Origin of the sequence: Pelotomaculum terephthalicicum JT, assembly GCF_022410535.1 — a bacterium.
GTDB lineage: Bacteria > Bacillota > Desulfotomaculia > Desulfotomaculales > Pelotomaculaceae > Pelotomaculum_D > Pelotomaculum_D terephthalicicum.
Genome location: NZ_JAKNBL010000044.1, coordinates 1 through 25,858, shown reverse-complemented (window position 1 = coordinate 25,858; position 25,858 = coordinate 1). Strand labels below are relative to the sequence as shown.

Annotated in this window: 22 protein-coding genes; 5 read left to right on the top strand and 17 right to left on the bottom strand. The window is 42.9% G+C overall.

Features of this window, described 5'->3' with window-relative positions:
- Positions 1–102 precede the first annotated feature (102 nt).
- Entirely contained in the window at positions 103–1,191 is a 1,089-nt protein-coding gene (locus tag L9W92_RS16355) for a cation:proton antiporter (RefSeq protein ID WP_240084809.1), read from the top strand.
- A gap of 188 nt (positions 1,192–1,379) precedes the next feature.
- Here the strand turns inward: L9W92_RS16355 and L9W92_RS16350 are convergent, their stop codons facing one another.
- Positions 1,380–1,562 (bottom strand): stalk domain-containing protein, encoded by a 183-nt coding sequence (locus L9W92_RS16350; protein WP_240084808.1) that lies wholly within the window; start codon positions 1,560–1,562, stop codon positions 1,380–1,382.
- 180 nt (positions 1,563–1,742) lie between these two features.
- Positions 1,743–1,907 (bottom strand): YegP family protein, encoded by a 165-nt coding sequence (locus tag L9W92_RS16345; protein WP_240084807.1) that lies wholly within the window; start codon positions 1,905–1,907, stop codon positions 1,743–1,745.
- Between the two features lie 443 nt (positions 1,908–2,350).
- On the opposite strand from L9W92_RS16345, the gene L9W92_RS16340 reads away from it, so the two are divergent.
- Entirely contained in the window at positions 2,351–2,749 is a 399-nt protein-coding gene (locus L9W92_RS16340) for a hypothetical protein (protein WP_240084806.1), read from the top strand.
- 38 nt (positions 2,750–2,787) lie between these two features.
- Here L9W92_RS16340 and L9W92_RS16335 read toward each other — a convergent pair whose 3' ends face one another.
- Positions 2,788–3,768: an eCIS core domain-containing protein gene (locus L9W92_RS16335; protein WP_240084805.1), complete on the bottom strand. Its 981-nt coding sequence runs from the start codon at positions 3,766–3,768 to the stop codon at positions 2,788–2,790.
- 329 nt (positions 3,769–4,097) lie between these two features.
- On the opposite strand from L9W92_RS16335, the gene L9W92_RS16330 reads away from it, so the two are divergent.
- From L9W92_RS16330 to L9W92_RS16320, 3 genes are all read left to right on the top strand, one after another.
- On the top strand, positions 4,098–4,517 hold the full coding sequence (locus tag L9W92_RS16330; RefSeq protein WP_240084811.1) for a MarR family winged helix-turn-helix transcriptional regulator: 420 nt from the start codon (positions 4,098–4,100) through the stop codon (positions 4,515–4,517).
- Positions 4,518–4,705: 188 nt separating this feature from the next.
- On the top strand, positions 4,706–6,433 hold the full coding sequence (locus tag L9W92_RS16325; protein ID WP_240084804.1) for an ABC transporter ATP-binding protein: 1,728 nt from the start codon (positions 4,706–4,708) through the stop codon (positions 6,431–6,433).
- Positions 6,434–6,437: 4 nt separating this feature from the next.
- A complete protein-coding gene (locus L9W92_RS16320; protein ID WP_376741825.1) occupies positions 6,438–8,387 on the top strand; it encodes an ABC transporter ATP-binding protein in 1,950 nt (649 codons plus the stop codon).
- A 17-nt stretch (positions 8,388–8,404) separates the two neighbouring features.
- Here L9W92_RS16320 and L9W92_RS16315 read toward each other — a convergent pair whose 3' ends face one another.
- The 14 genes from L9W92_RS16315 to L9W92_RS19030 all read right to left on the bottom strand — a co-directional run bounded on the left by L9W92_RS16315 (position 8,405) and on the right by L9W92_RS19030 (position 25,364).
- A complete protein-coding gene (locus L9W92_RS16315) occupies positions 8,405–9,301 on the bottom strand; it encodes a sensor domain-containing diguanylate cyclase (protein WP_240084803.1) in 897 nt (298 codons plus the stop codon).
- A gap of 94 nt (positions 9,302–9,395) precedes the next feature.
- Complete coding sequence (locus tag L9W92_RS16310; RefSeq protein WP_240084802.1) at positions 9,396–10,541, bottom strand: aminopeptidase; 1,146 nt, start codon at positions 10,539–10,541, stop codon at positions 9,396–9,398.
- 205 nt (positions 10,542–10,746) lie between these two features.
- Positions 10,747–11,655: a PLP-dependent cysteine synthase family protein gene (locus tag L9W92_RS16305; RefSeq protein ID WP_240084801.1), complete on the bottom strand. Its 909-nt coding sequence runs from the start codon at positions 11,653–11,655 to the stop codon at positions 10,747–10,749.
- A gap of 123 nt (positions 11,656–11,778) precedes the next feature.
- Positions 11,779–12,963, bottom strand: a complete 1,185-nt coding sequence (locus L9W92_RS16300; protein WP_240084800.1) for a methyl-accepting chemotaxis protein — start codon at positions 12,961–12,963, stop codon at positions 11,779–11,781.
- A gap of 60 nt (positions 12,964–13,023) precedes the next feature.
- Positions 13,024–15,129, bottom strand: coding sequence for an acetate--CoA ligase family protein (locus tag L9W92_RS16295; protein WP_240084799.1), 2,106 nt, complete (start codon positions 15,127–15,129; stop codon positions 13,024–13,026).
- A gap of 250 nt (positions 15,130–15,379) precedes the next feature.
- The gene (locus L9W92_RS16290; RefSeq protein ID WP_240084798.1) at positions 15,380–16,828 is read right to left on the bottom strand and encodes a sigma-54 interaction domain-containing protein; all 1,449 of its coding nucleotides are present in this window, start codon (positions 16,826–16,828) and stop codon (positions 15,380–15,382) included.
- Between the two features lie 196 nt (positions 16,829–17,024).
- Complete coding sequence (locus L9W92_RS16285) at positions 17,025–18,347, bottom strand: glycosyltransferase family 39 protein (protein WP_240084797.1); 1,323 nt, start codon at positions 18,345–18,347, stop codon at positions 17,025–17,027.
- A gap of 252 nt (positions 18,348–18,599) precedes the next feature.
- Entirely contained in the window at positions 18,600–19,520 is a 921-nt protein-coding gene (locus tag L9W92_RS16280) for an AEC family transporter (RefSeq protein ID WP_240084796.1), read from the bottom strand.
- Between the two features lie 516 nt (positions 19,521–20,036).
- Complete coding sequence (locus tag L9W92_RS16275) at positions 20,037–21,713, bottom strand: bifunctional diguanylate cyclase/phosphohydrolase (protein WP_240084795.1); 1,677 nt, start codon at positions 21,711–21,713, stop codon at positions 20,037–20,039.
- A gap of 225 nt (positions 21,714–21,938) precedes the next feature.
- Entirely contained in the window at positions 21,939–23,519 is a 1,581-nt protein-coding gene (tnpC, locus tag L9W92_RS16270; RefSeq protein ID WP_240084794.1) for an IS66 family transposase, read from the bottom strand.
- A gap of 72 nt (positions 23,520–23,591) precedes the next feature.
- On the bottom strand, positions 23,592–23,945 hold the full coding sequence (gene tnpB / locus L9W92_RS16265; protein WP_240084793.1) for an IS66 family insertion sequence element accessory protein TnpB: 354 nt from the start codon (positions 23,943–23,945) through the stop codon (positions 23,592–23,594).
- A complete protein-coding gene (gene tnpA / locus L9W92_RS16260) occupies positions 23,942–24,259 on the bottom strand; it encodes an IS66 family insertion sequence element accessory protein TnpA (protein WP_240084792.1) in 318 nt (105 codons plus the stop codon). Before tnpA ends, tnpB begins: the two co-directional genes overlap by 4 nt.
- A 201-nt stretch (positions 24,260–24,460) precedes the next feature.
- Complete coding sequence (locus L9W92_RS19035) at positions 24,461–24,793, bottom strand: AbiH family protein (RefSeq protein WP_282442397.1); 333 nt, start codon at positions 24,791–24,793, stop codon at positions 24,461–24,463.
- A gap of 28 nt (positions 24,794–24,821) precedes the next feature.
- Positions 24,822–25,364, bottom strand: coding sequence for a bacteriophage abortive infection AbiH family protein (locus L9W92_RS19030; protein WP_282442396.1), 543 nt, complete (start codon positions 25,362–25,364; stop codon positions 24,822–24,824).
- Positions 25,365–25,858: the final 494 nt, after the last annotated feature.

Below are 25,858 nucleotides of genomic sequence, written 5' to 3'. Positions count from 1 at the left end.
GCATTATGAGTATACCATGTGGTTATTTGGCTATCAATGTACAGTTTCTGCGGAGAGACTGTTCAATTAAAACGGTCTAAGTGTTCAACTTCGGCGGTTTAGGTGTTTTTTCTCAGCGTAATATGCAGTAAGACAGAAGCTTTAGGTTCTAATCAGGAATGGTTGACTTTTCTGGCTTCATCCGGAGCTGTTTTGCTGACTTTCCTGGCTGGTGCTGAACTTGAAAAAGACGTACTTCAAAAAAAGTTGAAAGAAGTAACGGTTATTGGGCTAATCGGCTTTTTCGCACCGTTTCTGGGTTGCACCGCGATAGCTTATTATGCTCTTAGTTGGACATTGCAGGCTAGCTTGTTAGGCGGTGTGGCACTTTCCACGACCTCAATGGCGGTTGTCTACGCAGTTATGCTGGAAACCGGCTTCAACGAAACCGAATTCGGCAAAGGAATTCTAGGAGCTTGCTTTATAAATGATCTTGGAACAGTCATTGCCCTTGGCCTTATATTTTCCCCGTTTACCTATAGGACTGTTGTTTTTGTTATTGTAACTGCTGTGGTCTTGTTCCTGTTGCCTTTTCTCACCCGGTGGTTGACCCGTGTTTATGCATACAGGACTGCCGCTATAAGGGCGAAGTGGGTCATACTCGTCCTTTTTGGATTAGGTGCTTTGGCTGTTTGGTCGGGAAGTGAGGCGGTGCTTCCCGCATACCTCATTGGTATGATTCTGGCCGAATTCTCCAATAAAGACACCTTCTGGCTGCGAAGATTAAGGACTTTAACCGTGGGATTTCTCACCCCTTTTTATTTCATTCGCGCGGGTACACTTGTTTCTTTATCCGCTTTGATTACGGCACCATTGGCCTTCCTGGTTTTGCTGGCAAGCAAAGTGATGTCGAAGATTTTCGGCTTATATCCATTTATTGGGTTGTTTCGGCGTGAACGCAATGAGCGATGGTACTACACTCTGATGATGTCCACCGGATTAACATTTGGAACAATCTCAGCGTTATTCGGCTACTCCCATGGAATTGTAACGCAGGCTCAATACTCTTTTTTGGTGGCATCAGTTATTGCCAGCGCAGTTGTTCCAACGGTTATCGCCGGATTTGCTTTTCTACCCCGGCATCTCCTGCCCGAGCCGGAAGAACAGATAAAACCCACATATAAAGAAGAAGACTTGAGCGAAGAGGGTTAAATTTATTTTCCGTATACTATAAAGTGGTTGGAATTTTTGGTTTCCAACCACTTTAATACTCTGTTTTATAGCAAAAATGAAGCAAAAGCCCCGCTCACCATTGAGCAGGGTTTACATTGAGGACTAAGCCGGTTTTGCGAAAGTCCCTTGATTAGTATGCTACTTTTTCAGCGCATCTATGCAACCGCCTAACTAATTGTTACGGTTCTGGTTGCCCCATCCCAGGCCACTGTTTTGCCCAATGCTTCTGTCAGAGCTCGGACAGATGCCCAAGTACGGCCATCGATCTCTTTTCCTTCCAGGATCTGCCCGGCAACTTTAATAGTTATCCCGACGACATAAATATTAGGCGTTCTCTCCCGACTTAACATCCTTTATTACTATATATTAACCACTTACGTTATGGCCTACAACCTTCCGAACCTCACCTCTCGGTGACGCCCTGCCTGACAGCTTGTGCTTCCGGTTGGCCCGGCGCACTTGGGGTCTTTAACCCCATAAGTATGCCAAACTGTCAGGCACACAAAGAAAGAGCCCGAAGGCTCTTTTCCTTAATCACTATACCCACGTCCTCTAGCATTTTCGATACAGTCTTCCTTATTATTAAATCCTCGAGTAGATGAAGCAACAGTTCTTCCGTCTAACATTTTACGTGCCCATTGCCATAATCCCTGGCTATCTCTATAAAACTCCCACTTATCTTCCCACTTATCCAATTACTCACCCCCTTTCCACCGTCAAATTTCGGTAAAAACGGGTTTTTATTGACAGAACATACCGTCATAAAACAACACACCAACTGCTTTTGGCACAATAATAATGCCCTTCCAGGGTATATATTACAAATCAATTATAATTTAAACTGTCAATTCTCCCTTGTCAAGCTCAAGAATCTTTATATGGATTTATTAAACCTGCTTTTTGGCGGCTTTTTGCGTTTTTCTTTGTTTTGCTACCGCCCCCCTTTCTAATTGCTCCACCGCAGATGCATTACAGCTTCTCTTTGTTTGCTGTCCGGAGGCGGCGATTTCCTGTATTTTAATACACCTTGCGTTGGATGCAAAAAAAAACTCATACAACCACATAGCCAATATTGCCCATATATGGTAATATTGGCTATGTGGGAATTAAAGCTATGAAAAAAGTGGGGTGATATCATATGGAGCAGGTTCTGAAGGTTATAGCAAGTATATTAAATAATGTTCATGATTCTATAGTTTACATTTCTAAATACCTGGGATTTAAGCCAACAGACCAAGAACTTCATTTCTGGGTAATTGGGATCATCGGCATAATAATTTTTTTTGTTGCAGACGTTACTTTTAAACGCCTAGCGAAATGGTCAATATCCGTCATTTCCCTTATTTTTACATCAACTGTTCTAATGGTATTTGTTTTTGGGTTAGAAATTGAGCAGAAAATAACTGGTAGAGGCAATATGGAATTTTCCGATATTACTTCAGGTCTATGGGGTTTTGGAGCGATATTCGGCATTTATTTGATTACCAGGGTCATTGTCTATCTTGCTAAAAAAATGTATTACAGAAAGAAGGCATAAAATAATTTTATAATATCATCATGGTTGCCGCCGCACGGCTAGGATAATTTATGATCCCCCACGCGGACTATGGTTACTACTTCATTATCATCATCTACGTCAAAATATGCCCGCGCTCCCCTTGATAACCGAATTGAAAACCTGCTGCCGCCTAAATTTTCATATTCTGCATCACCAATCTGTTCAGCTGCTTCCCGCGGGTGCAACCCATCATTATTTATCGCATTTTGAAACTGGTCAAATTTATCCTGTTCCGATTTTGTCATTTCTACAAATACGGCTTTCTCTTTGTTTAATGTCCAGACAGCTTGAATTGGAGTTTTACTTACCGTATTTAGTTCTATTACTTGCCATTTTGATTGTATTAAATAATTTGTGCTCTGATAGTTTGAATCCCTAAGATTACTCCCTTGTTTTGCTTGAAGTGCCTTCTCTCCCATTTCATCCGCTTCCTTTTCCAGCGCCGGTTCATCGTTGACAGGCAATCCTAACGCCTGCGTTGTCGGCTGAACACGCCCCTGCTTCTGCTGTACTGCGTGCCATGCTTCGTGCGGCAAATGCTTCTCCTGTCCGGAAGCAACGTAAATATCCGTCCCCTGCGTGTACGCGAGGGCGCCTACCTGCGATGGTTTATCCGAATTACGGTGCACACGAATATCCGAGAGATCGAAACCGGAAAGTGTTTCGATACCTGTTTTAAGATTATCGGGCATCCCCGTATTATTAGCCTGGCGCTGTCTTTTCGCCATTTGAACCGCCTCTTGCTGTTCTTCCTCCGGCAAGTCATCATCATTGGATTCAACCCGCTGGATAGGTTGAAGGATATGCTTTTGCCGGATTTTTTGCTCCAAAAATTGCATAACAGCATGATTACCAATCGCACGCTGGAGCTGGATAATTTTTGCCGGTGTCAATGAACCGTGGTTTGCAATAACGTCATGTGAAGTTTTATTTCCATCTTTTTTCTTTGAAATATCATGCTTATTATTTGCATCCGTCTTTGGCGATTGAGTAAACATACTCTTTCCCCCTCAATGTAAAGCCGCCATAAACAACTAAAGTTCGTATCTTTCCCCATTAACGGCTGTTAATATATTTCATATATTAACACATATGTATGGTAAAATACAATTCATCTCTTGCGAATGCCCCTATTAACTCTTTTGCCACTAGTCCACTGCGAGGTTACGTACGGATAAGCAATTGCAAACCAAATGCTGTTAGTGATTAATAATTATTTTAGTTAATAGTTAATATATATTTACCAACGACGCCCGATTGCTGTATAATGTTTTTATTGTTTAACCAAATTTACATATGCCGGAGGTGTTATAGTAAATTGGAACAAGTGGCCGACGACTTACTGGCACTTATGGCCTGTGTGCGTGACAAATTCATCAGGCCGGCAGAATTAATTACACGCTCCCGGATAAGCCACGTTCAATTTTTTGCGATATCTGTGCTGCGGCGGAGCGGATCTCTTTCGATGTCGGAATTGGCCGGTAAGATGCAGATATCAAAACAACAGCTTACTCCTCTCGTCTACAAGCTCATTGACAACGGTTTGTTAATCAGAAAAACAGATGAAAAAGACCGGCGGATCGTCCGCATAGAAGCAACAGAAACCGGCAGAAACATGTTCGATGAAATACTAGCGGAAATAAAAAAAGATCTTATTGAAAAACTTGAAACACTTCCTGAAATGGAACTGAATGAACTAGAGCAAACGCTGAAGAGGACCTATGAGATTCTGAAAAGCATTTACTAAATTATTGTCAGGCCGGTGTATTAAAAACGCAATCCTTTAAGGTGGTCTATGGAATGAAATAGATTTGGAAGGACTATTTCAAGGATCGGGCCTGGCGCAGTTTGCAAGGATGAAGTTTTTTGACAATATGCCGGTAAAAGCCAATTAATCAACTGGCCAATTAAATTCAAGCGGAGATTGAATAAACCATGCTTAGACTATCCCGATTTCTTAAGCCATATATGTGGAATTTGTTTTGGGTGATAGCGTTCCTTTTCGTCCAGTCCCTGGCGGAACTATCTCTGCCTACGCTGATGTCGGATGTCGTCAATAACGGCATGATGAAGGGCAATACAGATTATATCTGGAAATTCGGGAGCTACATGCTCCTCGTAGCGCTTGCCAGCAGCCTCTGCTCCATTATGAGCAGCTATTTGTCTTCAATTATCGGGGTGGGCTTCGGCAGAGACATCCGCGACAAGGTTTTTTCACGCGTGGAGAGCTATTCCCTGCAAGAATTCGATAAAGTTGGCACTGCTTCCCTGATCACCAGAACAACCAACGACGTTATTCAGGCACACACCCTGGTGGTAATGGGTTTGCGATTTATGGTCTATGCCCCGATCATGTGCGTCGGGGGTATCATCATGGCGTTTTCCAAGGATAAGCAGCTTACTTTAATCCTGGCCGTAGTTCTCCCCGTCATGTTGCTCTTGATTGCATGCATCGCCAGTGTAATCGTTCCCTTGTTCAAATCAATGCAGGTCAAGCTGGATAAAGTTAATCTGGTACTCCGTGAAAATTTGACCGGCATCAGGGTCATTCGCGCCTTCAACAGACTCAAGAGCGAAAGTGAACGGTTCGAGAAAGCGAACCGCGACCTGACCGAAACCTCGATCAAGGTAAATAAAATAATGGCGGCGATACAGCCGCTCATGATCATCATGATGAATTTTACCTCGATAGCAATTATCTGGTTTGGTGGCCACCGCATCAGTCAAAATGAAATGCAAATCGGAGACATGATGGCGTTTCTTCAGTACGCGATGCAGGTCATGTTTTCCATCATCATGGTGACAATTATGTTTGTCATGGTTCCGAGAGCCCAAGCGTCGGCCTTGCGGATAAATGAAGTACTGGATATGGAACCGCGAATATTTGACCCTTTACACAGTGAAAAATCCGACGGCCAGGGCGGCCGAGTGGAATTCCAGGATGTTACTTTCAGCTATCCCGGCGCTGAAATGCCCGCCGTCAGAAATATATCCTTCACCGCTTATCCCGGCGAGGTGACAGCCATAATTGGCGGTACCGGCTCGGGTAAATCCACTCTGATTAATCTGATACCGCGATTCTATGATGTTGGCAGCGGCCGTGTCCTGGTTGACGGAGTGGATGTCCGGCAAATGCCCCAGAAAGATCTCCGGGCGAAAATCGGGTTCGTGCCCCAGACGCCAATCCTCTTTAGCGGCACCGTTTCTGAAAACATCCGTTACGGCAAGGCTGACGCCACCGACGAGGAGGTTGCCCGCGCGGCGGAGATCGCCCAGGCAAGCGAGTTCATTTCTAAGATGCAAGACGGCTATAATTCACTTATCTCTCAGGGTGGAACCAATCTATCCGGCGGGCAGAAACAAAGGCTTTCCATCGCCCGCGCTTTAGTCAGGAAGCCCGGGATATATATCTTGGACGATAGCTTTTCAGCCCTCGACTTCAAGACTGACGCCCAACTACGGGCGGCGCTTAAAAAAGAAACCACTGTTTCCACCGTTATTCTTGTTGCCCAGAGGGCTGGAACAGTCATGGACGCCGACAGGATCATCGTATTGGATGAAGGGCGGATTGAAGGCATCGGCAAACATAAGGAACTAATGAGTACATGTACAGTATACCGTGAGATTGTATCCTCCCAATTGTCAAGAGAGGAGATTGCGTAACATCATGAACGGAAAAGATTCACCAAGAACCGGTCCGGCGCGTCCAGGCCATATGGGCCGCGGCCCGATGATGGGGGCCCCGGTGGAAAAAGCAAAAGATTTCCGAGGAACGTTAAAAAGATTAATAAATTATCTGCGGCCGGAAAAGTACCGTTTCATTGCGGTGCTTATTCTGGCTATTGTAAGTACACTTTTCGCAATTGTGGGACCCAAAATCATGGGGAAGGCTACGACCAAACTTGCTGACGGGATGCTCGCCAAGTACGAATATTATACCCAGCTTTATACAGCTATTCAAAGCAATATGCCGGTTGAGGTGATCAGCAAACTTAAAAAGCAGCCCATACCGACCTTTGACTTCGAATATATAGGAAAAATTCTGCTATTGCTGCTCGCGCTATATTTAATCAGCGCCCTGTGCAGCTACGTGATGGCCTTTATCATGTCGAGCGTGTCACAAAAAACTGTTTATCAAATGCGCAACGACGTGAAAAACAAGCTTGACCATCTTCCGCTCAAATATTTCGACCGGCGCACCCATGGCGAGATCCTGAGCCGGGTGACGAATGACCTGGACAACATTGCGACGACACTTCAGCAAAGTTTGACCCAGTTGATCACTTCTTTGGTGACTGTTATCGGTATTTTGATCATGATGCTGACAATCAGCCCCGTGGTGACTCTTATAGCACTGTTTACCCTTCCGGCCAGTATGTTCATAACAGCTATAATCACCAAGAAATCTCAGAAGTTTTTCGCGGACCAGCAGAAATGCCTTGGTGAACTCAACGGTCATATTGAGGAAATGTACGCTGGACATAAGATCGTTAAAGCATTCGGAAATGAAGAAGACTCAATAATGAAGTTCAAAGAGATTAACGCAAGACTGTACGGCGTCGGATGGAAGGCGCAGTTCATGTCCGGCGTTATCTTCCCGGCCTTGAACTTTGTAAATAATGTTGGTTATGTTGCCATATGCGTTGCTGGCGGCTTATTGGTCGCGCACAAGAAAATTGAGATCGGTGATATCCAGGCGTTCATCCAGTATACCAGGCAATTTACCCAGCCGATCATCCAGGTGGCCAATATAGCCAACATATTGCAGTCTACAGTTGCTTCAGCGGAACGAGTATTTGAGATTATGGATGAGGTTGAACAAATCCCTGATCAGGAGGACGCGAAAGTCATTAGGCTCCCGCAAGGCAATATCATATTTGAACATGTAAGGTTCGGCTATAAGGAAGATGCTCCGCTTATGGAAGATCTCAGCATAAATATTAAGCACGGCAATACTATCGCCATCGTCGGGCCGACCGGAGCGGGTAAGACAACTCTGGTGAATCTGATTATGCGCTTTTATGAGGTCCAAGGCGGGCGGATCACCATCGACGGCGTGGATATCAGGGACATGAAACGCGGAGATTTGCGTACGATGTTCGGGATGGTGCTGCAGGATACATGGCTATTCAATGGCACCATCAGGGACAATATTGCTTATGGACGTAAAGGTGCCACCGGGGAAGAGGTCATCCGCGCGGCAAAGGTCGCCAATGCCCATCACTTCATCAAAACTCTCCCCGATGGTTATGATACTGTGCTAAACGAAGAAGCTTCAAATATTTCGCAAGGCCAGAAGCAACTTTTGACCATAGCCCGGGCTATTCTCGCCGACCCGGCGATCCTCATTCTCGACGAAGCCACCAGCAACATCGACACGAGAACCGAAGTGCTTATCCAAAAAGCGATGGCAAGATTAATGAAGGGAAGAACCAGCTTTGTAATCGCTCACAGACTTTCAACAATCCGTGACGCAGACCTTATCCTCGTAATGAACAAAGGAGCCATCGTAGAACAGGGTAATCACAACGATCTCCTTGCCAAGAAAGGCTTCTACGCCGACCTTTATAACAGCCAGTTCGCGGGCGGCAACCTTAGTGATCAAGTTATATCTTAGCTACTGCTGAGAGCAGTTTAAACTGATACCCTATTTCTACCCATTTTTTTGCTCCGGAACATCAGTGCATCTGCTCTCTTCACCATACTATCCACCGTATCACCGGGAACGGCCATCGTGGCCCCTGCGGATACAGTAACCGATACTACATGCCGCCCATTTGAATAGCGTGATTGTTCAACAAGAGCGCGCAGACTCCCGGCAATAGACTGAAGCATATAAATATCACCGGCCGGTATCACCACAATAAATTCCTCTCCACCCCAACGGCAAACCAGACCCTTTCCATTAACTCCTCTTTTTAAGGTCATTGACACCATTTTCAAAACTTCATCGCCCACATCGTGCCCATGTTCGTCATTAACCTTTTTAAAATGATCTATATCTAGAAATATCACCCCGAAAAATGAACAGCCACAATCGGACATTTCTTTAATTTTACCCTGTAAATGAATTTCCGCATAACGCCGGTTGGCCAGCCCGGTTAATTGGTCCAACAAAGAGAGCTCACGCAGTTGCTCTATCTGTTGGACTAGATCTATTTTGGGGGAATTGTCATTAAAAATCTCGATAGCGCCAGTGATCTTCCCGTTCAAGTCCCGGAGGGGGGATATACGGATAAAAACAGGAACCCGATAACCTCCTTTGTGCCGAAGAAATACCTCAGCCTCACGCATTACTCCATCTTCGATGGTTTTTGCCAAGGGGCACATTCCCTTGCAAAGTAAGGTACCCTTGCTGTCAACATGTGTGAGCAAATTTTGCCAGCAATATGAACCAACAACCTCCGCACTTTTAAAACCGGTAATCTTCTCCGCTCCTTTGTTCCAAAAGGTAATTTTTCTCTTCCTGTCTACAATATATAAACCGTCATAGAGATTCTCCAGAATATCCTGGCAATTCTGAACATCCATTATATCACCGTCTTCAAATAAATGTTAATTATTACTAATACATGTGATATAATATGATGTAAGGATGTGGGTAGTTACACAAGGTATTTCCTTCTTAAGTTATTTTTTCCGAAAAAAGATTGATCAACTTTAAACTGTCGGGGTTCAACCCCTCTAGTTCCGGCAGTACGAAGACCCCGTCTTTTCTGACGAGAACGTCGTCAAAATATATTTCCCCTCCTCCGTATTCCGGTGTCTGGATATAAACCAGGTCCCAGTGGATGGCCGACTTGTTCCCGTTGAAACACCGCTCGTAGGCGCTACCCGGGGTAAAATGGATGGAACCGGCGATTTTTTCGTCAAACAGGGTGTCTTTCATGGGTTTCGTTATGTAGGGGTTGACTCCCAGAGCGAATTCGCCTATGTAGCGAGCTCCCTCGTCGGTGTCGAACACCTTGTTGATCCGCTCCGTGTTGTTTGCCGAAACGTTTACTATCTTCCCGTCCTCGAACTCAAGCCGGATATTCTCATAGGTGAATCCTTGATACTGGGCCGGTGTATTGTAGGTGATAACACCGTTCACAGAGTCTTTGACCGGAGCGGTGTAGACTTCCCCGTCGGGTATGTTTCGCCTGCCGGCGCACTTTACGGCCGGCAATGATTTAATGGAAAATGTCAGTTCGGTCCCCTTTCCCATAATCCGCACTTGGTCGCTGTTTTCCATCAGTTCTATTAGGGGGTCCATGGCCGCGTCCATTTTAGAATAGTCCAGGTTGCAGACCTGGAAGTAAAAATTCTCAAAGGCCTCCGTGCTCATATCGGCCAACTGGGCCATGGAGGGCGAAGGGTAGCGCAGGACCACCCACTTGGTCCTCGGCACCCGGATATTCCCATGCACTTCATGCCAGAAGTGTTTGTTGTACAAGTACATTTTTTCCGGTGGGACGTCGGACATCTCCGCAAAGTTGGACCCGGAACGGATGCCGATATAAGCATCCATCTCACTCATCCGGTCGGCCTCGTACCGCGCCCTGCTTTTCATTTGTTCTTCGGTCGCCCCCAACAGCAGGGACCTTTCCACCGAGGAATCTTTTATAGTAACAAAAGGCACTCCGCCGGCACGGTACACTTCCCGCACCAACTCCTGCACCAGCGGCATTTCAAGCCCTACCGCCTCGATGAGGATTTTTTCATCAACCTGCAAATCACAGGAATAATTAACAAGGTTTTGTGCCAGGATTCTTATACGTTTATCAACCATGTCCACATCCCCAATCATTAAATCATTTTTTTAGTTTGTTCAAACAGGAACATCCGTATTAAAACAGAAAAACCTCCCTTATATTAGCGGGTAGGCTTTTCACTTAACCGGCAATATATTTGTGCTAAAACCCGGCCAGGATAAAATACTCTTTTGGGCATGGGTTAAAAGATGGCAATACCGTAATTATAATTGTTCGCAGAATTTAGGGGGAGCACTTAGCGCAAATGGACATAAAAAGAGAGGTGCTCAAGTACCTGTCGCCGCGGTCCGACAGGATGGCCACGATGACACCGGACTCCATACGTTCAGCCACCTTAAGGGCGCATGCCACGGACGCGCCGCTGGACATACCTGCGAAAATGCCTTCTCGCGTGGCCAGCATTCTGGCTATCTCAAAAGCCTCTTCATCCTTAATGGTGATCTTCTCGTCCAGCAGCTCAGGATGATAAATCTGCGGTACGATGGCTTCCTCCATGTTTTTCAGCCCCTGGATGGTGTGTCCCTTAACCGGTTCGGCACCGATGATCCGTACGCCCGGCTTTTTCTCCTTCAAATAGCGGCCAGTTCCCATCAGCGTCCCCGTGGTACCCATACCCGCCACAAACACATCCACTTTCCCGTCGGTCTGCGTGTAGATTTCCGGGCCCGTAGTCTCATAATGGGCAAGAGCATTATTCTCGTTGACGAATTGGTTAGGCATGTAGTACATATCCGGCTCAGCGCTGACGATTTGGTGGGCTAGCCGTATAGCTCCGTCCGTTCCTTCTTCCGCCGGGGTCAGGACAACTTCCGCTCCGAATGCCTCCAGGGTCTTGCTTCTTTCCACACTGACGCAACCCGGCATTACGAGCTTGACCCGGTATCCCTTGGCCGCGCTAATCATCGCCACAGCAATACCCGTGTTCCCCGAAGTAGGCTCAAGAATAATTTTGCCTTTTGTCAGCTCACCGGATTCTTCTGCTTTTTTTATCATGTAATAGGCTGGACGGTCCTTGACAGATCCGCCCGGATTGTTTCCTTCCAGCTTCCCGTAAATCTTCACCTTAGGGTTTACGCTGATATTTTTTAATTCGACCAGCGGTGTATTTCCTATTGCAGATAAGATGTCCATACAATGTCGCCTCCAAGGTTTTGTCTAAATCCAAACACCGCCTTTCTATTCGCCGTTTAGAACCCGATTTCCTGCCGCCCGCGGATAGACTGTTAGCTCAATATTAAAAAGAGTTTTAGAAATTCAACAAATCACTGCGGATAATTTCAGTAAAGCGTCCAGCAGCCGCCGCGAGGTATCGAGCACACCTTTTGCTTTGATCAAGCTGTTCTCCTGTAAAAACACATTGGCTGCCTCGTGAAACTTTTTGTGCAATTCCCGAATGGCCGCATATTCTTTAATATGCTTGTACCGCTCGTATTCTTTTTCATACCACCGGCCGAAAGCGCACTCCAGGTGGCTTGGCGCTGTTGATTCTTTCCCGTATTTTTCCATCAGACTCTTGATAAAATTTGTGTGGTCCGTGAGCCTGGCGGCGAGGATGCTCAAGATGTGATCTTCTTTGGGTTTTTTTAAATATGGAAGAATAACTTGATTCATCCGGCTGGTTATGCCCGCGAATACGTCGGCAAAATTGGCTGCCGACGCCAAATCACTGGATACCCCGACTAACCCTTCCGTGGTCACGGCCTGCTGCTGGGAGGTCCTGGCAATATTCTCCACCGCGTCTGCGGATTGTTCTACCTGTTTCACATTTGCGCTCATTATTTCGGCGACTGTTGCGGTATCACTGATGTACTGTTCAAAAATACGCTTCACGTTTGACACTGCGTTTCCGGTGTCCATGGCTTTTTCATCCATCTGCACCGATATGTTTTTAACTTCCTTCACTGCTATTTTTGTTTGATCGGCCAGTTTCCGCACTTCTTCTGCCACTACGGAAAAGCCCCTGCCGTATTCACCGGCGCGCGCCGCTTCGATTGCCGCGTTCAACGACAAGAGATTTGTTTTATCAGCTATTTCTGATACGCTCTCACTGATGTTGTCAATGCTTTTTATTTGCTCCACAAGCTCTGTCGCGTTGCCGACCATGTTGTTCAGCACTGAGCCGGCATTTTTCGCCAAATCATTCAAGGCTCTCAGCCTGTTGTAATTATCCAACTCGCCGGCTTTAACCTGCTGCATGCCGGCGCTGATTTGCTGGGTGGTCGCCGAGGTTTCTTCGGCGGCAGCCGATGTCTCCTGGCACAACGCCGCCAAATCGGTGGCGCTCCCCATAATTTCCTTTACTTTTATGGCCAGGCACAGCGCCATGAACTCGTTAAAAACAAGCGAATAATTAGCTATGGCGGAGGTGAAATCCAGCCTCGCCAGGGTATCATCTGCTACGGTTGTGTTCTTCTTCGCGGGAGAAAATAAATTCAGCATTAATAGCATCTCCTTCCCATATCAAATCTTCCGATGCCCCGCGCCAGCACTGCCGCCGGCTTATTGTCCCAATGCGATCCTGGCGTCCAGGGCCACGATCCTGTCAGCATAAGCCAGTAAAGGATTTATATCCATCTCCGATATTGATGGGTTCTCCATCACCAACTGCGCAAAACCTGCCAGGCAATCAGTTAACTCATTAAAGTTTACCGCAATGGTGCCCCTGGCACCGGCCAGTATTTTACTCACTTTTGTTTCATTAATCATATTCATGAATTCTTCCCTGCTCAAAGGAGGTATTCTCAACGAAATATCATTCAGTATCTCGGTAAAGACGCCTCCCATGCCAAAGGCCAGCACCGGGCCAAATTGCGGATCTCTCTTGCATCCGACTAACAGTTCGGTTCCCTTGGGCAGGTACTCCTGAATAAGCACTCCTTCAATTCTTGCGCCGGCTTGCCTGCGCTGTATCTCCCTGTGCATTTCCGTAAAAGCATCTTCAAGTTGTTGAGTATTCCCGATATTAAGCCGCACACCCCCGACATCTGACTTATGATTGATATCCGGGCTAATTACTTTCATGGCCACCGGATATCCTATTTTTTTGGCAAGCGTAACGGCTTCCTCCATGTTTTTGGCAGTTTCCCAGCGGGCCACGGGGATACTGTAAGATTCCAGGAGTCTGAAAGCTTCCGTTTGCTCCAGGTTTCCGCTTTTGCCGGCAAGAATCTCCCCGGCGGGATTCTGCCCGGGGTTAACCGGCACGGGTGCCGTATAACGTACATTTTTCTTGATTAGATGGTGATATTTATACAGCGCGGAGAGCGCTCTGGCGGCGCGCTCAAGAGAAAAATAATACAAAACGTTGTTGTCTTTTTCTAATTCCAATTCATAATCCCGATAGCGATTCCCGCATGTGGAAACAACTATCGGCTTATCCGGATATTTACCGGCGATCTCCCTGATTACACCGGTTACGTCTAAAAAGTCCTCTTCTTTGTCCAAAAATGAGCCGGTCATGCAGATGACCGAATCCACCTGCGGGTCTTGCATGAAGGCTTCCAGGATGCGGCGGTAGGAATACTGGTAGCCGTTAAACATGCTGGCCGGCCACATATCCATAGGGTTGCTGCAATGTGCCCATGCCGGAAACAATTCATTCAACTGCTCAAAGGTGGATCTGCTCAGCGTGGCTATTTCCAAGCCGTAACGGGCACAGGCATCCGCAGCCATCACTCCGGCGCCGCCGGATATCGAAACAATTCCAATCCTGTTTCCCTTGATGCCGCTAAACGTGCAGAATACCTTGTTAAGGTCGCCCATTTCTTCGATGTCCACCACACGGAGCAAGCCGCACTGTTTAAAAGCAGTGTCAAAAACCTTGTCTTCACCGGCAAGCGAGCCTGTATGTGAACTCGCGGCGATTGAACCGGCGGCGCTGGTTCCGGTTTTATAAATAATCACCGGCATTAGCGGCACGGCGTCTTTAGCTGCCTCCATGAACTTAGTTCCGTTTCTCAAGCTCTCCATGTGTATGTTGATTACTTTGAGATGGGGCTCCCTGGCGAGGTGGCCCAATACATCGGAGACGTCAATATCCGTTGTGTTTCCGGTATCAACTATGATTCCTATGCCGGTGCACAGCTGTGAAGCGCCTAAATAAAAAGTGCCCGTTTGGCAGGTAATTCCTATCGGTTTAACGGGATTGATAAAATTAACAAATGAAGTGCAAAAATTATTAAAATTGTTGACAATACCAAGGGTGTTCGGCCCGAGCACCCTGATGCTGTTTTTAGCAGCTATGTCAAGAAGCTCCTCCTGCATCAGCCTGCCCTGCTCATCTCCGTCGAAAAAACCCTGGGCTGTGATAATGACAATTTTAATCCCTTTAGCGGCGCACTCGCCGAAAAGCTCCGGCACTGCGTCACGAGGCGCGCAAATGACCGCCAGGTCGGGTATTTCCGGCACATCCAGCAGGGAAGTGTAAGCTTGGCATCCTAATATTATTCCTCCCTGCCGGTTGACCGGGTAAATCCTTCCCCGGTAGCCCCATTTGAGCAATACTTCCAGAGGGTTGATGCTTCCTATCCCGGTGCGTCTGGTAACTCCAACCAAAGCAACGGATTCCGGCGCGGTTAATTTTTTGTAATCACTGTCAGGCAACATTTAAGACGACCCCCTTAAATCGCAGATCATTTTCTCCCTTGATAAGTATTATACTGCAAATTTAGTGCCAATACTTAGAATTGTTATACTTTTCAGTAAACAGTTGCTATTTTCCTTGAAAGATGAATATAAAAAAATATTATGGCTAAGCATAGTTACTGGTAATTGTAATAAATAATGGTGCGAAATCACACCGTTCGGTGTAAACACGCACCATTATTTATTTCCACCTGCCAATTTATTCACATAACTATCGCTTAATGCCGTATTTGGCTGTTTTGCGAATAATATTCGAGTGGTCGATTCCCAATACCTCAGCAACTTTACGGGTAGAGGGGCAGCAGTCGAATGCCATAGAAATCAATTGTTTTTCCAGAATCTCTTTCGCGTCTTTAAGCGGTATTAGCTCATTGACACTAACCGGAGATTTATATTTGGCTCTAATCTTTGTTAACTCGTTTTGAACTTGCGCCGCCGGTATTACTTCTTCATCGGACATGACCAGCAGTCTCTCCAGCACGTTTTGCAACTCCCGGACATTACCCGGCCAATTATACTCTTCTAAGATGGGTATTGCTTGCGGAGCAATCCGTCTTTCCACACCGTACTTTTCGTTGTATAGGGAAATAAACTGCTTCGCCAGCGGCAGAATATCTTCTTTGCGTTTTCTTAAAGGCGGAACTTCTATGGACAAAACATTCAACCGGTAAAAAAGATCTTCTCGAAAACTCCCCTCCTGAACCTGTTCCTCAATATTCCGATTAGTAGAAGCGATAATCCGCACATCGAACTTATTTGACCTGGTAGCCCCAATACGGTAAACCTCCTGCTCCTGTAAAATGCGCAACAGTTTTACCTGCAAATTCAAGGGCAAATCGCCGATCTCGTCCAATAGCAGGGTGCCATGGTTTGCGATTTCAAACATACCCGGTTTTCCTTTTGGATTGGCGCCGGTAAATGCTCCCGGTTCATAGCCAAATAGTTCTGACTCCAATAAGTTTTCCGGGATGGCACCGCAATTTATCTTGATAAAACCCCCTGTACACAACCGTTGGCTGGCATTGTGAATTACCCTGGCAATAACTTCTTTTCCCACGCCGGATTCGCCTAATATCAAGACGGTGGCATCTGTCCTGGCCGCTTTCACCACAAGATTAAGCGTCTTAACCATCCCTGGACTTTCCGCGATTATCTTATCTTTTCGTAAGCATTCGGCCATAAAATTGGTAACTTCCGCCTGATAGCGTGTGGCCAGCAATTTTGACACCTTGACTTCTTCCTTTAACCTATTGAGTTCCGTGACTTCTTCTTTTAGCCTATTGAGTTCCGTAATATCACGGATGTTAGTAACTACTCTAGTAACATTTCCCTGCTCATCAAAAATCGGATTGCCGGTAACCATAACTTCTTTGTCATTATTATTGAGTTTCTGCATACTGGTTACTGTGCGTTTTTCCTTCAATGCTTTGACTGCAATGGATTCACACAGGATAATACCATTCTTAAATAAGTTGTTAGCATATTTACCTTCAATATGAGAGGCATCTAATCCGCATATACGGGCTAGCGCCTGGTTTATCCTAATAATTCTCCCTTTGGAGTCAGTAATCATCAAACCGTCAAAAGAAGATTCTATGATAGCATTTAATTCCCGATATAGCTGTTGTACTGAAGCAAATTTGTCCCAGATATTATCCATTTTCATAATATCCTGAAATACTGCGCTCCAACCATTGATACAAGTTGGCAAACAACTTTGCATCTTGATTTGCGAGCAGTGCAGACCCCTTTCCGAATTTCCCGGGCAAACAAAAAACACACAATAATTATAACACATTATCCACAGTAAAAAGAGCAGGTAATCAAAATGATTTCTTGGCTTTATCATATATATGCTAATAAGTTCCACCATTGATAAAGGTCGTAGAATATAAAAATAAAAGTAATACACATACAATATTAGTAGTATGTTTAATAATTCTACTTTTTTGCGTAAATAATAAAAGGAAAATATAAATAGGAACTAAACTTGAAATGTATCTTGGTCCACTTAATAACCATGTAGGTGAATACGAAAATATTATTACAATTAATGAAAATACAATATAAGATAATGGAACTTTTTTTATTGATATAATAATTAAAATAATAGCTACAAAAAAAAATATTACTTGAGGTATAAATGTTCCAATAGAAAAAATCCTATCATAGCTTAATGCACACATAAATCCTTTTTTTATACTATCCGCAAAAAGCCACATACTATTATCCCAACGTATTTTTTGATATTCTAAAAACTTAAACCAATTCCCAGTGACTAGTTTATTTGTAAGAAGATATATTGCAAACCCAATAAACGGCAATAATGAGTACGGTAGAATTGTAAATAAATGCTTTAGAGCGCTTTTATATCTATGTTTTTTTAATTCATTTATTATTGAGCTACTTAAACATATTTCTATAGCAATAGGCACAAATAGAAATAGGCCCTGATTTTTTGTTAAAGCTCCAAGTATACCTAAAATACCTGCTAGAGCCCATTTCTTTTTCCTGGAATAGTAAAATACCATTGCCGACAGTGCAAGGAATAGGCTTTCGGTATATATAATGCCAAAGAAAAAAGAATAAGGGAAAATCAGAAGTAACAATACAGCTTGCTCAGCTAATTTTTCGTTTCCAAATTCTAAAAGAACAAGTTTATACACGTATAGACATGCAATAGCTAAAAATAAGCAAGATACTAATATTCCCGATATTAGATAATCATAAAAAAGAAAACTAAAAATTTTGATCAAAAATGGATATAAAGGGTAAAAAACAATATAGAATCGTTCCTCTCCTACATTTTGATATCCGTTCTGTGCTATGTTTATATAATGAGGAGTATCTTGGATAAACCACATTTGCAAGTATGTGCCAAGGTTGATAAACTGTTTTTTCAGCAACATTTGAATTATATATGTAACCGCAAATATTAATATTCTACTTGCAAACACAAATAACAGAAATTTTATAAAAATATTTTTAGGAGCTTCACTTTTCTCTGAATCGATAAAATTCTCCCTTTCAAGAATTATTTTGCGTGTAATATTTTTTAAAACTGGTGGAATGATCGAAGTAAACTCAAGCTCATTTAGAAATCTAATAATAATAAGTATACAACTCAAAATCACTAAGGCGAGAGAAGTATATTTTACGATATTACCTATAAATTCCATTATTGCCTCCTCTATGATCTAGCATTTACTCTCGATCGCATTGAGTGTCCATCCATTCTAAAAGAAAAAAATATTTTTAATACATTCGATAATGTTCCTTTTAGTTCTTCCCATAAAGAGCCATAAAAATATTCGCCAGGCGTCTAATTCCTTCTCTAATAGATAAAATCTGATTTGTTTAGGTTCAGAAAACAAGCGGGATTATTATTAGGTAAAAGAGCCATTGCAGCTTTACCACATTGGTACAAATAATTATTTTAATCCAAAAACATTAAAAGAATATTCTAAAATCGTAAGTACAATAATTCCAACTGCTGCAGAATAAGATACTAAACTTGAAGCAAATTTAGTGTCTTTACCATATACCGATGCAAAAACTAAACTTACAGCTCCTACTGGTGCCGAAGATGCTAAGATAATAGTAATTTTATCTATTGATTCTGTGAACAAAAACGATAAGCCTATTCCTAAGCAAAGTCCTAAAACCATCTTTATGAAGACAGCATTAAAAACAACTTTTATATTATCTAACACGGGCTTAAAGTAAAAACCTAATACGAATAACGGTAAGAATGTGTTTACTTCTCTGATTATCTTAAGCGGTTTCATTATAAACTCTGGTATAACAATTCCTACTCCACCTACAACTAAGCCAGCAACAAGCCCCCATATTGGAAATGACATCAACAACGTTTTTAAACCTTTAAATAAATTGAATCTTTTGCACTCATACGAGACGAATAGTGTTTGTGCTATCATATAAATAGTAATCGAATTTCCTACATCGTATAAACTGAGCCGTGTAAGACCAACATCACCATAAACCAAATAGATAAATGGACTTAAAAATAGCATAGCATTTGTTATCAGAGGACATGTAATAAACACACACTCAGTTTTTTCATCTAAATTGAGTCTCTTTGATACAATATATGTAATGCCAAATAGAATTAGCGGAATAAGTAAGCCTATGAATGGTAAATAAATTGCATTTCCTAAATTTTCCGTATTACTGACGAATGATAAGAAAATCGTAACTGGAAGAGTAATATATAGAATTATTTTTGTTATTATTTGACCCATTTCTTCCGCATATTTAAACTTAACTTTAAATAAGTAACCGATTATAAAGAATAGCACAAATGGAAAAACCAACTTCAACGTTTCAATCAATTAACTTTCCTCCAAACCTTTTATATATCTCAATAAGTTAGCCAGCTCTTATTTATTCAGTTTGGCTGATCTGAAATAAACATAATATAAAGCATTTTGATTGTAAATAATTTCTTTATGTACCTGTCTGTACCGAATTCTTTAATCATTGAACAAAATTTTTTTATAAGAAATTGATTTAGTAACTTCATCAAATGTGGGTTTAGTGGTATCCTTATCCATGGCTTTAGCAAAACCATACACTTTTAGGGCATGGTTAACCCTTCTGATATCACCATTAAAATATAGAGTCATTTTTTCTAATACTTCAGAAGCTATGTTACTAATCTCCTATTCTGATTTAGGAATGTATCCCTTCCTTTAAATTCGACGTTACCGTTTCGACAATAATACAATTTTCTATATGCCTTAGTGCGTTGATTCGGATAAACTTATCTCTAAAATTATCGTCAAACGAACTCATCAAGAACTCTATTCCCCCGGCAGTTTATCCCCAGAGGGGAATAATCGTCTGTTTTAGCTAAGGCTTTTATCGGTCATCATCTTAATAAATATCGGAACTAAAGTAGGATCAAACTGAGTTCCTGCTTTGAGACAAAGTTCATGCAGTGCTTCGTTTATAGTCTTGGCGGGTTTATAAGGCTGCTGGTGGGTCATGACATCAAAGGCGTCTAAAATGGATATGATCCGTGACAAAAGAGGAATCTCTTCTTCTTTAAGCCCCTGGGGATAGCCTTGGCCGTTCCACCATTCATGGTGATATAAAATGATATCGGCGAGATGGGCAAATTCTCCGGACGCGTGAGCAATTCGATAGCCAATTTCGACATGTTTTTTCATAATAAACCATTCTGATTCATTAAGATGGGACTTCTTCAGAACAATATCTTCAGGTATACCGATTTTACCGATGTCATGTAAATTTGTAGCCTGCACAAGATTATTAAAATTTTCCTTGGGGAAATTAAGAATTCGTGCGAACTCTTTAGCGAAAGATTCCAATCTTTCAATATGTTCTTTGGTTTCATAATCTTTTTTCTGCAACAGTTTACCTAAGATTTCAGCGATAGCCCACCTGGCTTTCTTGCCTTCGATAAGCTTAATTTCATACATTAATTCTTCAGCTTCTTTTAAGACCTTAGACAAATCTGCTTTACTATCGGTTTTAGTTGCTACACCCAAGGATATACTTAAAAGAATATCTGTCTCCTGGTTGCTTTTACATGCTGCGTTAATCTTATGTCCAATATCGAGAGCTGTTTCTTTGTCGGTGTTTGGAAGAATAACAGCGAACTCATCACCGCCCCATCTTGCTATAATATCATTTTGACGACAAGATTGTTGAATAATGAAGGCCATCCTTTTAAGCCAATTATCTCCATCCTGATGACCAAAAACATCATTAACGAATTTTAGCCCGTTCATATCGCCAACGAGCAAGGAGATGGGCAGGCAGTCATTATTTTTTGCCAACTCTTGTATTTTCTTATCAAAATAAGTCTTATTATACAATCCGGTTAATTCGTCGTGGAAAGTGAGGTAAGTTATGTGAGCCAATCCTCGCCCAATCTCATCCTTTTGCTCTTTTAAAAAAAGCTGAATAAGTCCAATTGCATTGAAAAGTAAGATTGTATGCGAAACAATATAGGGAGCCATCTGGGGCATTTTTAGAATATAAGAAAAAATAACGGTATTGCCAACCCAGGCTATATTTAATAAACCTAAAAAAAGAGCGAGTTTTCCGTACCTTTTGGCCGATTTGATCATAGCTGCGCCTACCCAGGAGGATAGAGCAAATACCGCTAAATAGGTATATTTAATCATCTGCAGATCCGACCAGTTTTGATTTAAAAAAAAGATAAAAAATAATAACCATATTATCCCTACCCTTAAAAATAGGGATATTCCAGCTTTGATTTTCAGGAATATTAAAGTACCCCAAGATATTAAAAGGTTTGCATAGAAATATGAACTTAGACTAAGAAATAAAATCAGGCAGTTTTGTCTCAACAAGTTAGGGAAAAAAGCATCCAGACTATAATTAAACGCAATGATGGCCCAGCCAATAAACCAGAGGCCAAGAAAAAGTCTACGTTCAAACATAAAGATATAGACATACAACATCAATAAAACAGAAATGGCCCCGAGTGAAGCAATTAATAGCAGGGCAGAAGTTTGCATAGTCGCTCCCATCAAAGTAGGCTAGCTTTTTAGTCCAATTTTACCAAATAATTTTGCAGACAGCCAGACTATTTTCCTCTCAGCTCATCGAGACAAGATTATAATCAAAATTGTTCACATACCTATAGTTTAGGTTAATATCCATACTGCAATAACCCTCCTCATTAAGTACATCTTTTTGTAAGCGTCAAGTATGGCACACCTGTACATTAATCAAGATTTGGGGTATTCTCCATATTAGGCATATTGGGGCATGCGGCAATCAGCCAGCAATGCATCCGACCAGGGCAGCAAACTATCAATGACGGCAGCATTACCCGTGTCCACATTAGGCAACTGCTCAAACAGATAAGTCAGATAGTTGAAAGGTTTGAGATTGTTCTCCTTGGCCGTCTCTATAATACTGTAAATAATCGCACTGCCTCTGGCACCCCTGGGAGTGTTTGAGAATAGGAAGTTTTTACGACCGATCACGAAGGGCTTGATCGAGCGTTCCGCACGATTATTGTCTATCTCCAGTCGGCCATCCAACAGAAAGTTTTTCAGGTTGTCCCATTGATTCAGGCAATAGGTAATCGCCTGTCCAAAAGTACTTTTAGGCAGGGTCTGCTGCCGCTGCTTCTTCAGCCAAACATAGAAATTATCCAGCACCGGCATGCTTAATTTCAGCCTTTCTTCATACCGATCCTGATCAGATATATTTTGATCTTTCAGTTGGCGCTCAATGGCAAACAGTTGATTGCAGTAATCCAGCCCCACACTGGTTGCCACCGGCTTGTTTTTCTGCTCAGCCGGCAAGGCTTTAAGTGCTTCCGCAAATTTCCTTCTTGCGTGGCTCCAGCAACCAATCAGGATTACATCTTTTAATTGTCCATAGCCATTGTAACCATCGGTTTGCAGATAACCCTTAAAGCCGGCAAGGAAACTTATCGGATGTTTGCTGGCCCTGGTGGTCTGGTAATCGTAGAGAACAATCGGCGGGCCGTCTCTTCCGGTCCGGTATAACCACATGTAGGACTTAGACTCGGCAGAACGCCCTGGTTCCCTCAATACCTGCAGGGTAGTCTCATCGGCGTGCAGGATATCTCGTTGCACCAACTGTTCATGCATCCGGTCGTAAATTCGTTTAAGCCACGGATCGGCGGCAGCCAGCAGCCAGTTGGCCATCGTCTGGCGCGACAATTCTATCCCCAACCGGGAGAATTGCTGTTCCTGACGGTACAGCGGCAGGCTGTTGGTGTACTTCTGGTCTGCTATGTAAGCCAGCATGGAAGGTGAGGCCAGGCTGCCCGGCAGGATCGGCGCGGGCATTTGTGCTTTAATGATTGGTGTGGTCAAGTTTTCCCGCTCACACCGGCGGCAGGCGTAGATGTGTTGGATATGTTTGACTAACTTTACCTGAGCCGGAATGATTTTGAATTCCTGTCTGGTTTGGGTGCTCATTTCATGCAGAACACCCTGGCAAGAGGGACATACTTTTTCATGTTCTTCCAGGCGGTATTCAATCACTTCCTCCGGCAGTGCTTCAATTTGCTTAGCTCTCTGCCCGGCCTGTTTTTTCTGCCGTTGATAGGTAACAGTTTCCAGGGTCGCTTCTTCCACTTGAGGGTTGGCGGTATCTTCAACCTCGTTAAACAGGTTGAGCTGTTCATGGTCGGTTCTCTCGCTGGAAGCGCCATACTTTTGCTGACGGCTTAAGCGGAATTGCTCCTCATACCACCTCAGCTTGGCATTTAGTTCAGCGATCTGATATTCCTGCTGCAGGATCTTATCACTTAGCTGTTCAATTATCCGGGCTGAATTTTCCTGTGTATCCATAAGTTAATTATAACATAAAACAGCTGGTATTTGTTCAAAATTAGCTAAATTTACTGAAATAAAGTCAAATTATTAGATTATGGTGCGTTCAGTAGCTGCCTTATGTGCTTGCGGTTGTTTTAAGGATAACCCGTCCAGCAACCAGCGTAATTCCCGGTAGTCAACTCTCACTACGTCACCCTGATCTGCCGGCCACTTAAACTTACCTCGTTCCAGGCGCCGGTAGTGAAGCCAAAATCCGTTATGTTCCCATTGTAAAATTTTGAGCTTATCTTTTCTGCGATTGCAAAATACAAACAAGCTCTGGCTGAACGGGTCTAACGCGAAGGCTTCTTTGAGCAATACAGCTAGTCCGTCAATGGATTTCCTTAAATCTGTGCTGCCGCAAGCTAAGTAAACTTGCCTGCCAGCTAATCCATTGATCATATTGTCTGCAGAACCTGCACAATCTCGCGTAAAAGATGGTGGTCAAATCCTTTGCGAATCTCAACAATTGCCTGTCTTACACAAATATTTATGGAGTCTCCAGCAGGAATTGCCTGCTTACAAAGCGGCAATTCTAAGGACAGCCATTTCACGGGTTGTACTTTTTCTGTCTGGCCGGTGCGGAGTTTCTTGCGCCAGTAATAGAACTGATTTTCTCTAACTGCTCGTTCTTTACACCAGGCTACTATACTTTTGCCGCTGCTCTCGTATTCTGCCAGTCGCTGTTCCCATATGCTGCAAAGTTTGCTATCCATTCCTGAACATCCTTTCTTTTCTTAATGTCCAGGCTTATTTTCTCATGTTTTAGTTCTATATTGAAGGTGTCTTCTTTTTGACGCTTACTTTTGGTTCAGAAAAAACATATCTCTATACCCCTCGTATCTATTATCATAAAAAGTTTCATCCATTTAATAATCTCACTTTTTATGATTTATCGGTATTTTCTGTATCGATCCTTACCACTTAACCGTAGTATAATTCTTTAATGGGAACTGGTTAATAAACGCTTTTATATCATCCTGATCCATATTGCTATGCCAGTAGAATTTCCACCGACAGCCAATCAAAGCAGGAACAATGACTTCTAAATAATAAGGAAAATCAACTCCCATTATAGAATGTCCCATAACAATAACCTCGTCAATCTCTGTACTTTCAATGAAAGACTTTAATTGGACATAATTCTGATTAAGATTTTTTGATGCAACCTCACAAAAATTGATAATATGATTGACTCCCGGTTCTATTGACACAGCATAGAAATCATCATCGCCGTACTTTTCAATCATTTCTTTTTCGATAAGCGCAATATCATTATCAACAGAACCAAATTGAATAAAAAATTTGCTCTCTTACTGTTCCGCTATCAATTGAACTATCAACCAAATCAACATGTCCATGAATATGAAGAATGTTGCTAGGAGCAATTCCATATAAATTTTCCAAAGTAGTAGTGTAATTGAAAGTGACAAATAAAGCATTTTTGTTTATTGAAATGATATTAACAGGTTTCGAGAAATCTATTTGCGTTAACCATTCCAAAAAGTATTTCCCTGTGAAATCGAATATAAATTTTGTTTGCTCGTCCAAATCCATATCGATCCCATTCCACCTTGAATCACTATCATCATTTAAGTCAGGATAATACTCGTTAACCGCTTCCTCAATACATTCCTCATAATTAATCGTTAATGATTCCTCAAGGTCGCTCCATCTGTCTGAAGTGGATAAATATTGAAAATCATTGAACGCCATAAATGCATCTTCATGATGTTTCAATAAAAAGCTGCGATAATCTCTATATCCGGTTTTATAGCCATGATGCAAGTCAAATCCATTTCCACATATGTAAAGTTTCATTTGCCCTCTCTTTCGTTTAAGCAATATTCGAGGTATTAACCCTCCCTCTATAATCTAACATTTACTCTTGATTGCTTAGATTTTCTTAGAATTTCACATTGAACAGAACAAGCCACATGGATAACATGCTTATTTATGCATAAACCTGGATGGGCAAGGGTGACCTAAACAAGTATATTGTGTTTTAGACTTATTCCGGCCGCTGGTATCCACTTGCTCCACGGTGGCAAACCTCCCATGTCTCACAGGGTCTGTGCCCTAAATTCCTTCGTTGTGCCTATCCATGAGGTGGATGTTAGTCATGCTCCTATACTGGGTCTTTGCCCTGACGGAATTTATTCAACCTAACCCCACATGTCCGCAGGGCACAACCACCCATGAAAATGAGGCAGGTGATTTGCAAGAAAGAGATATTCTGCTAAATTTAGATTATCAGGGTCAAAGGTTGAATTTTATTTGAAGGTAAAACCTCGAAACCTAACCTAACCCGATTG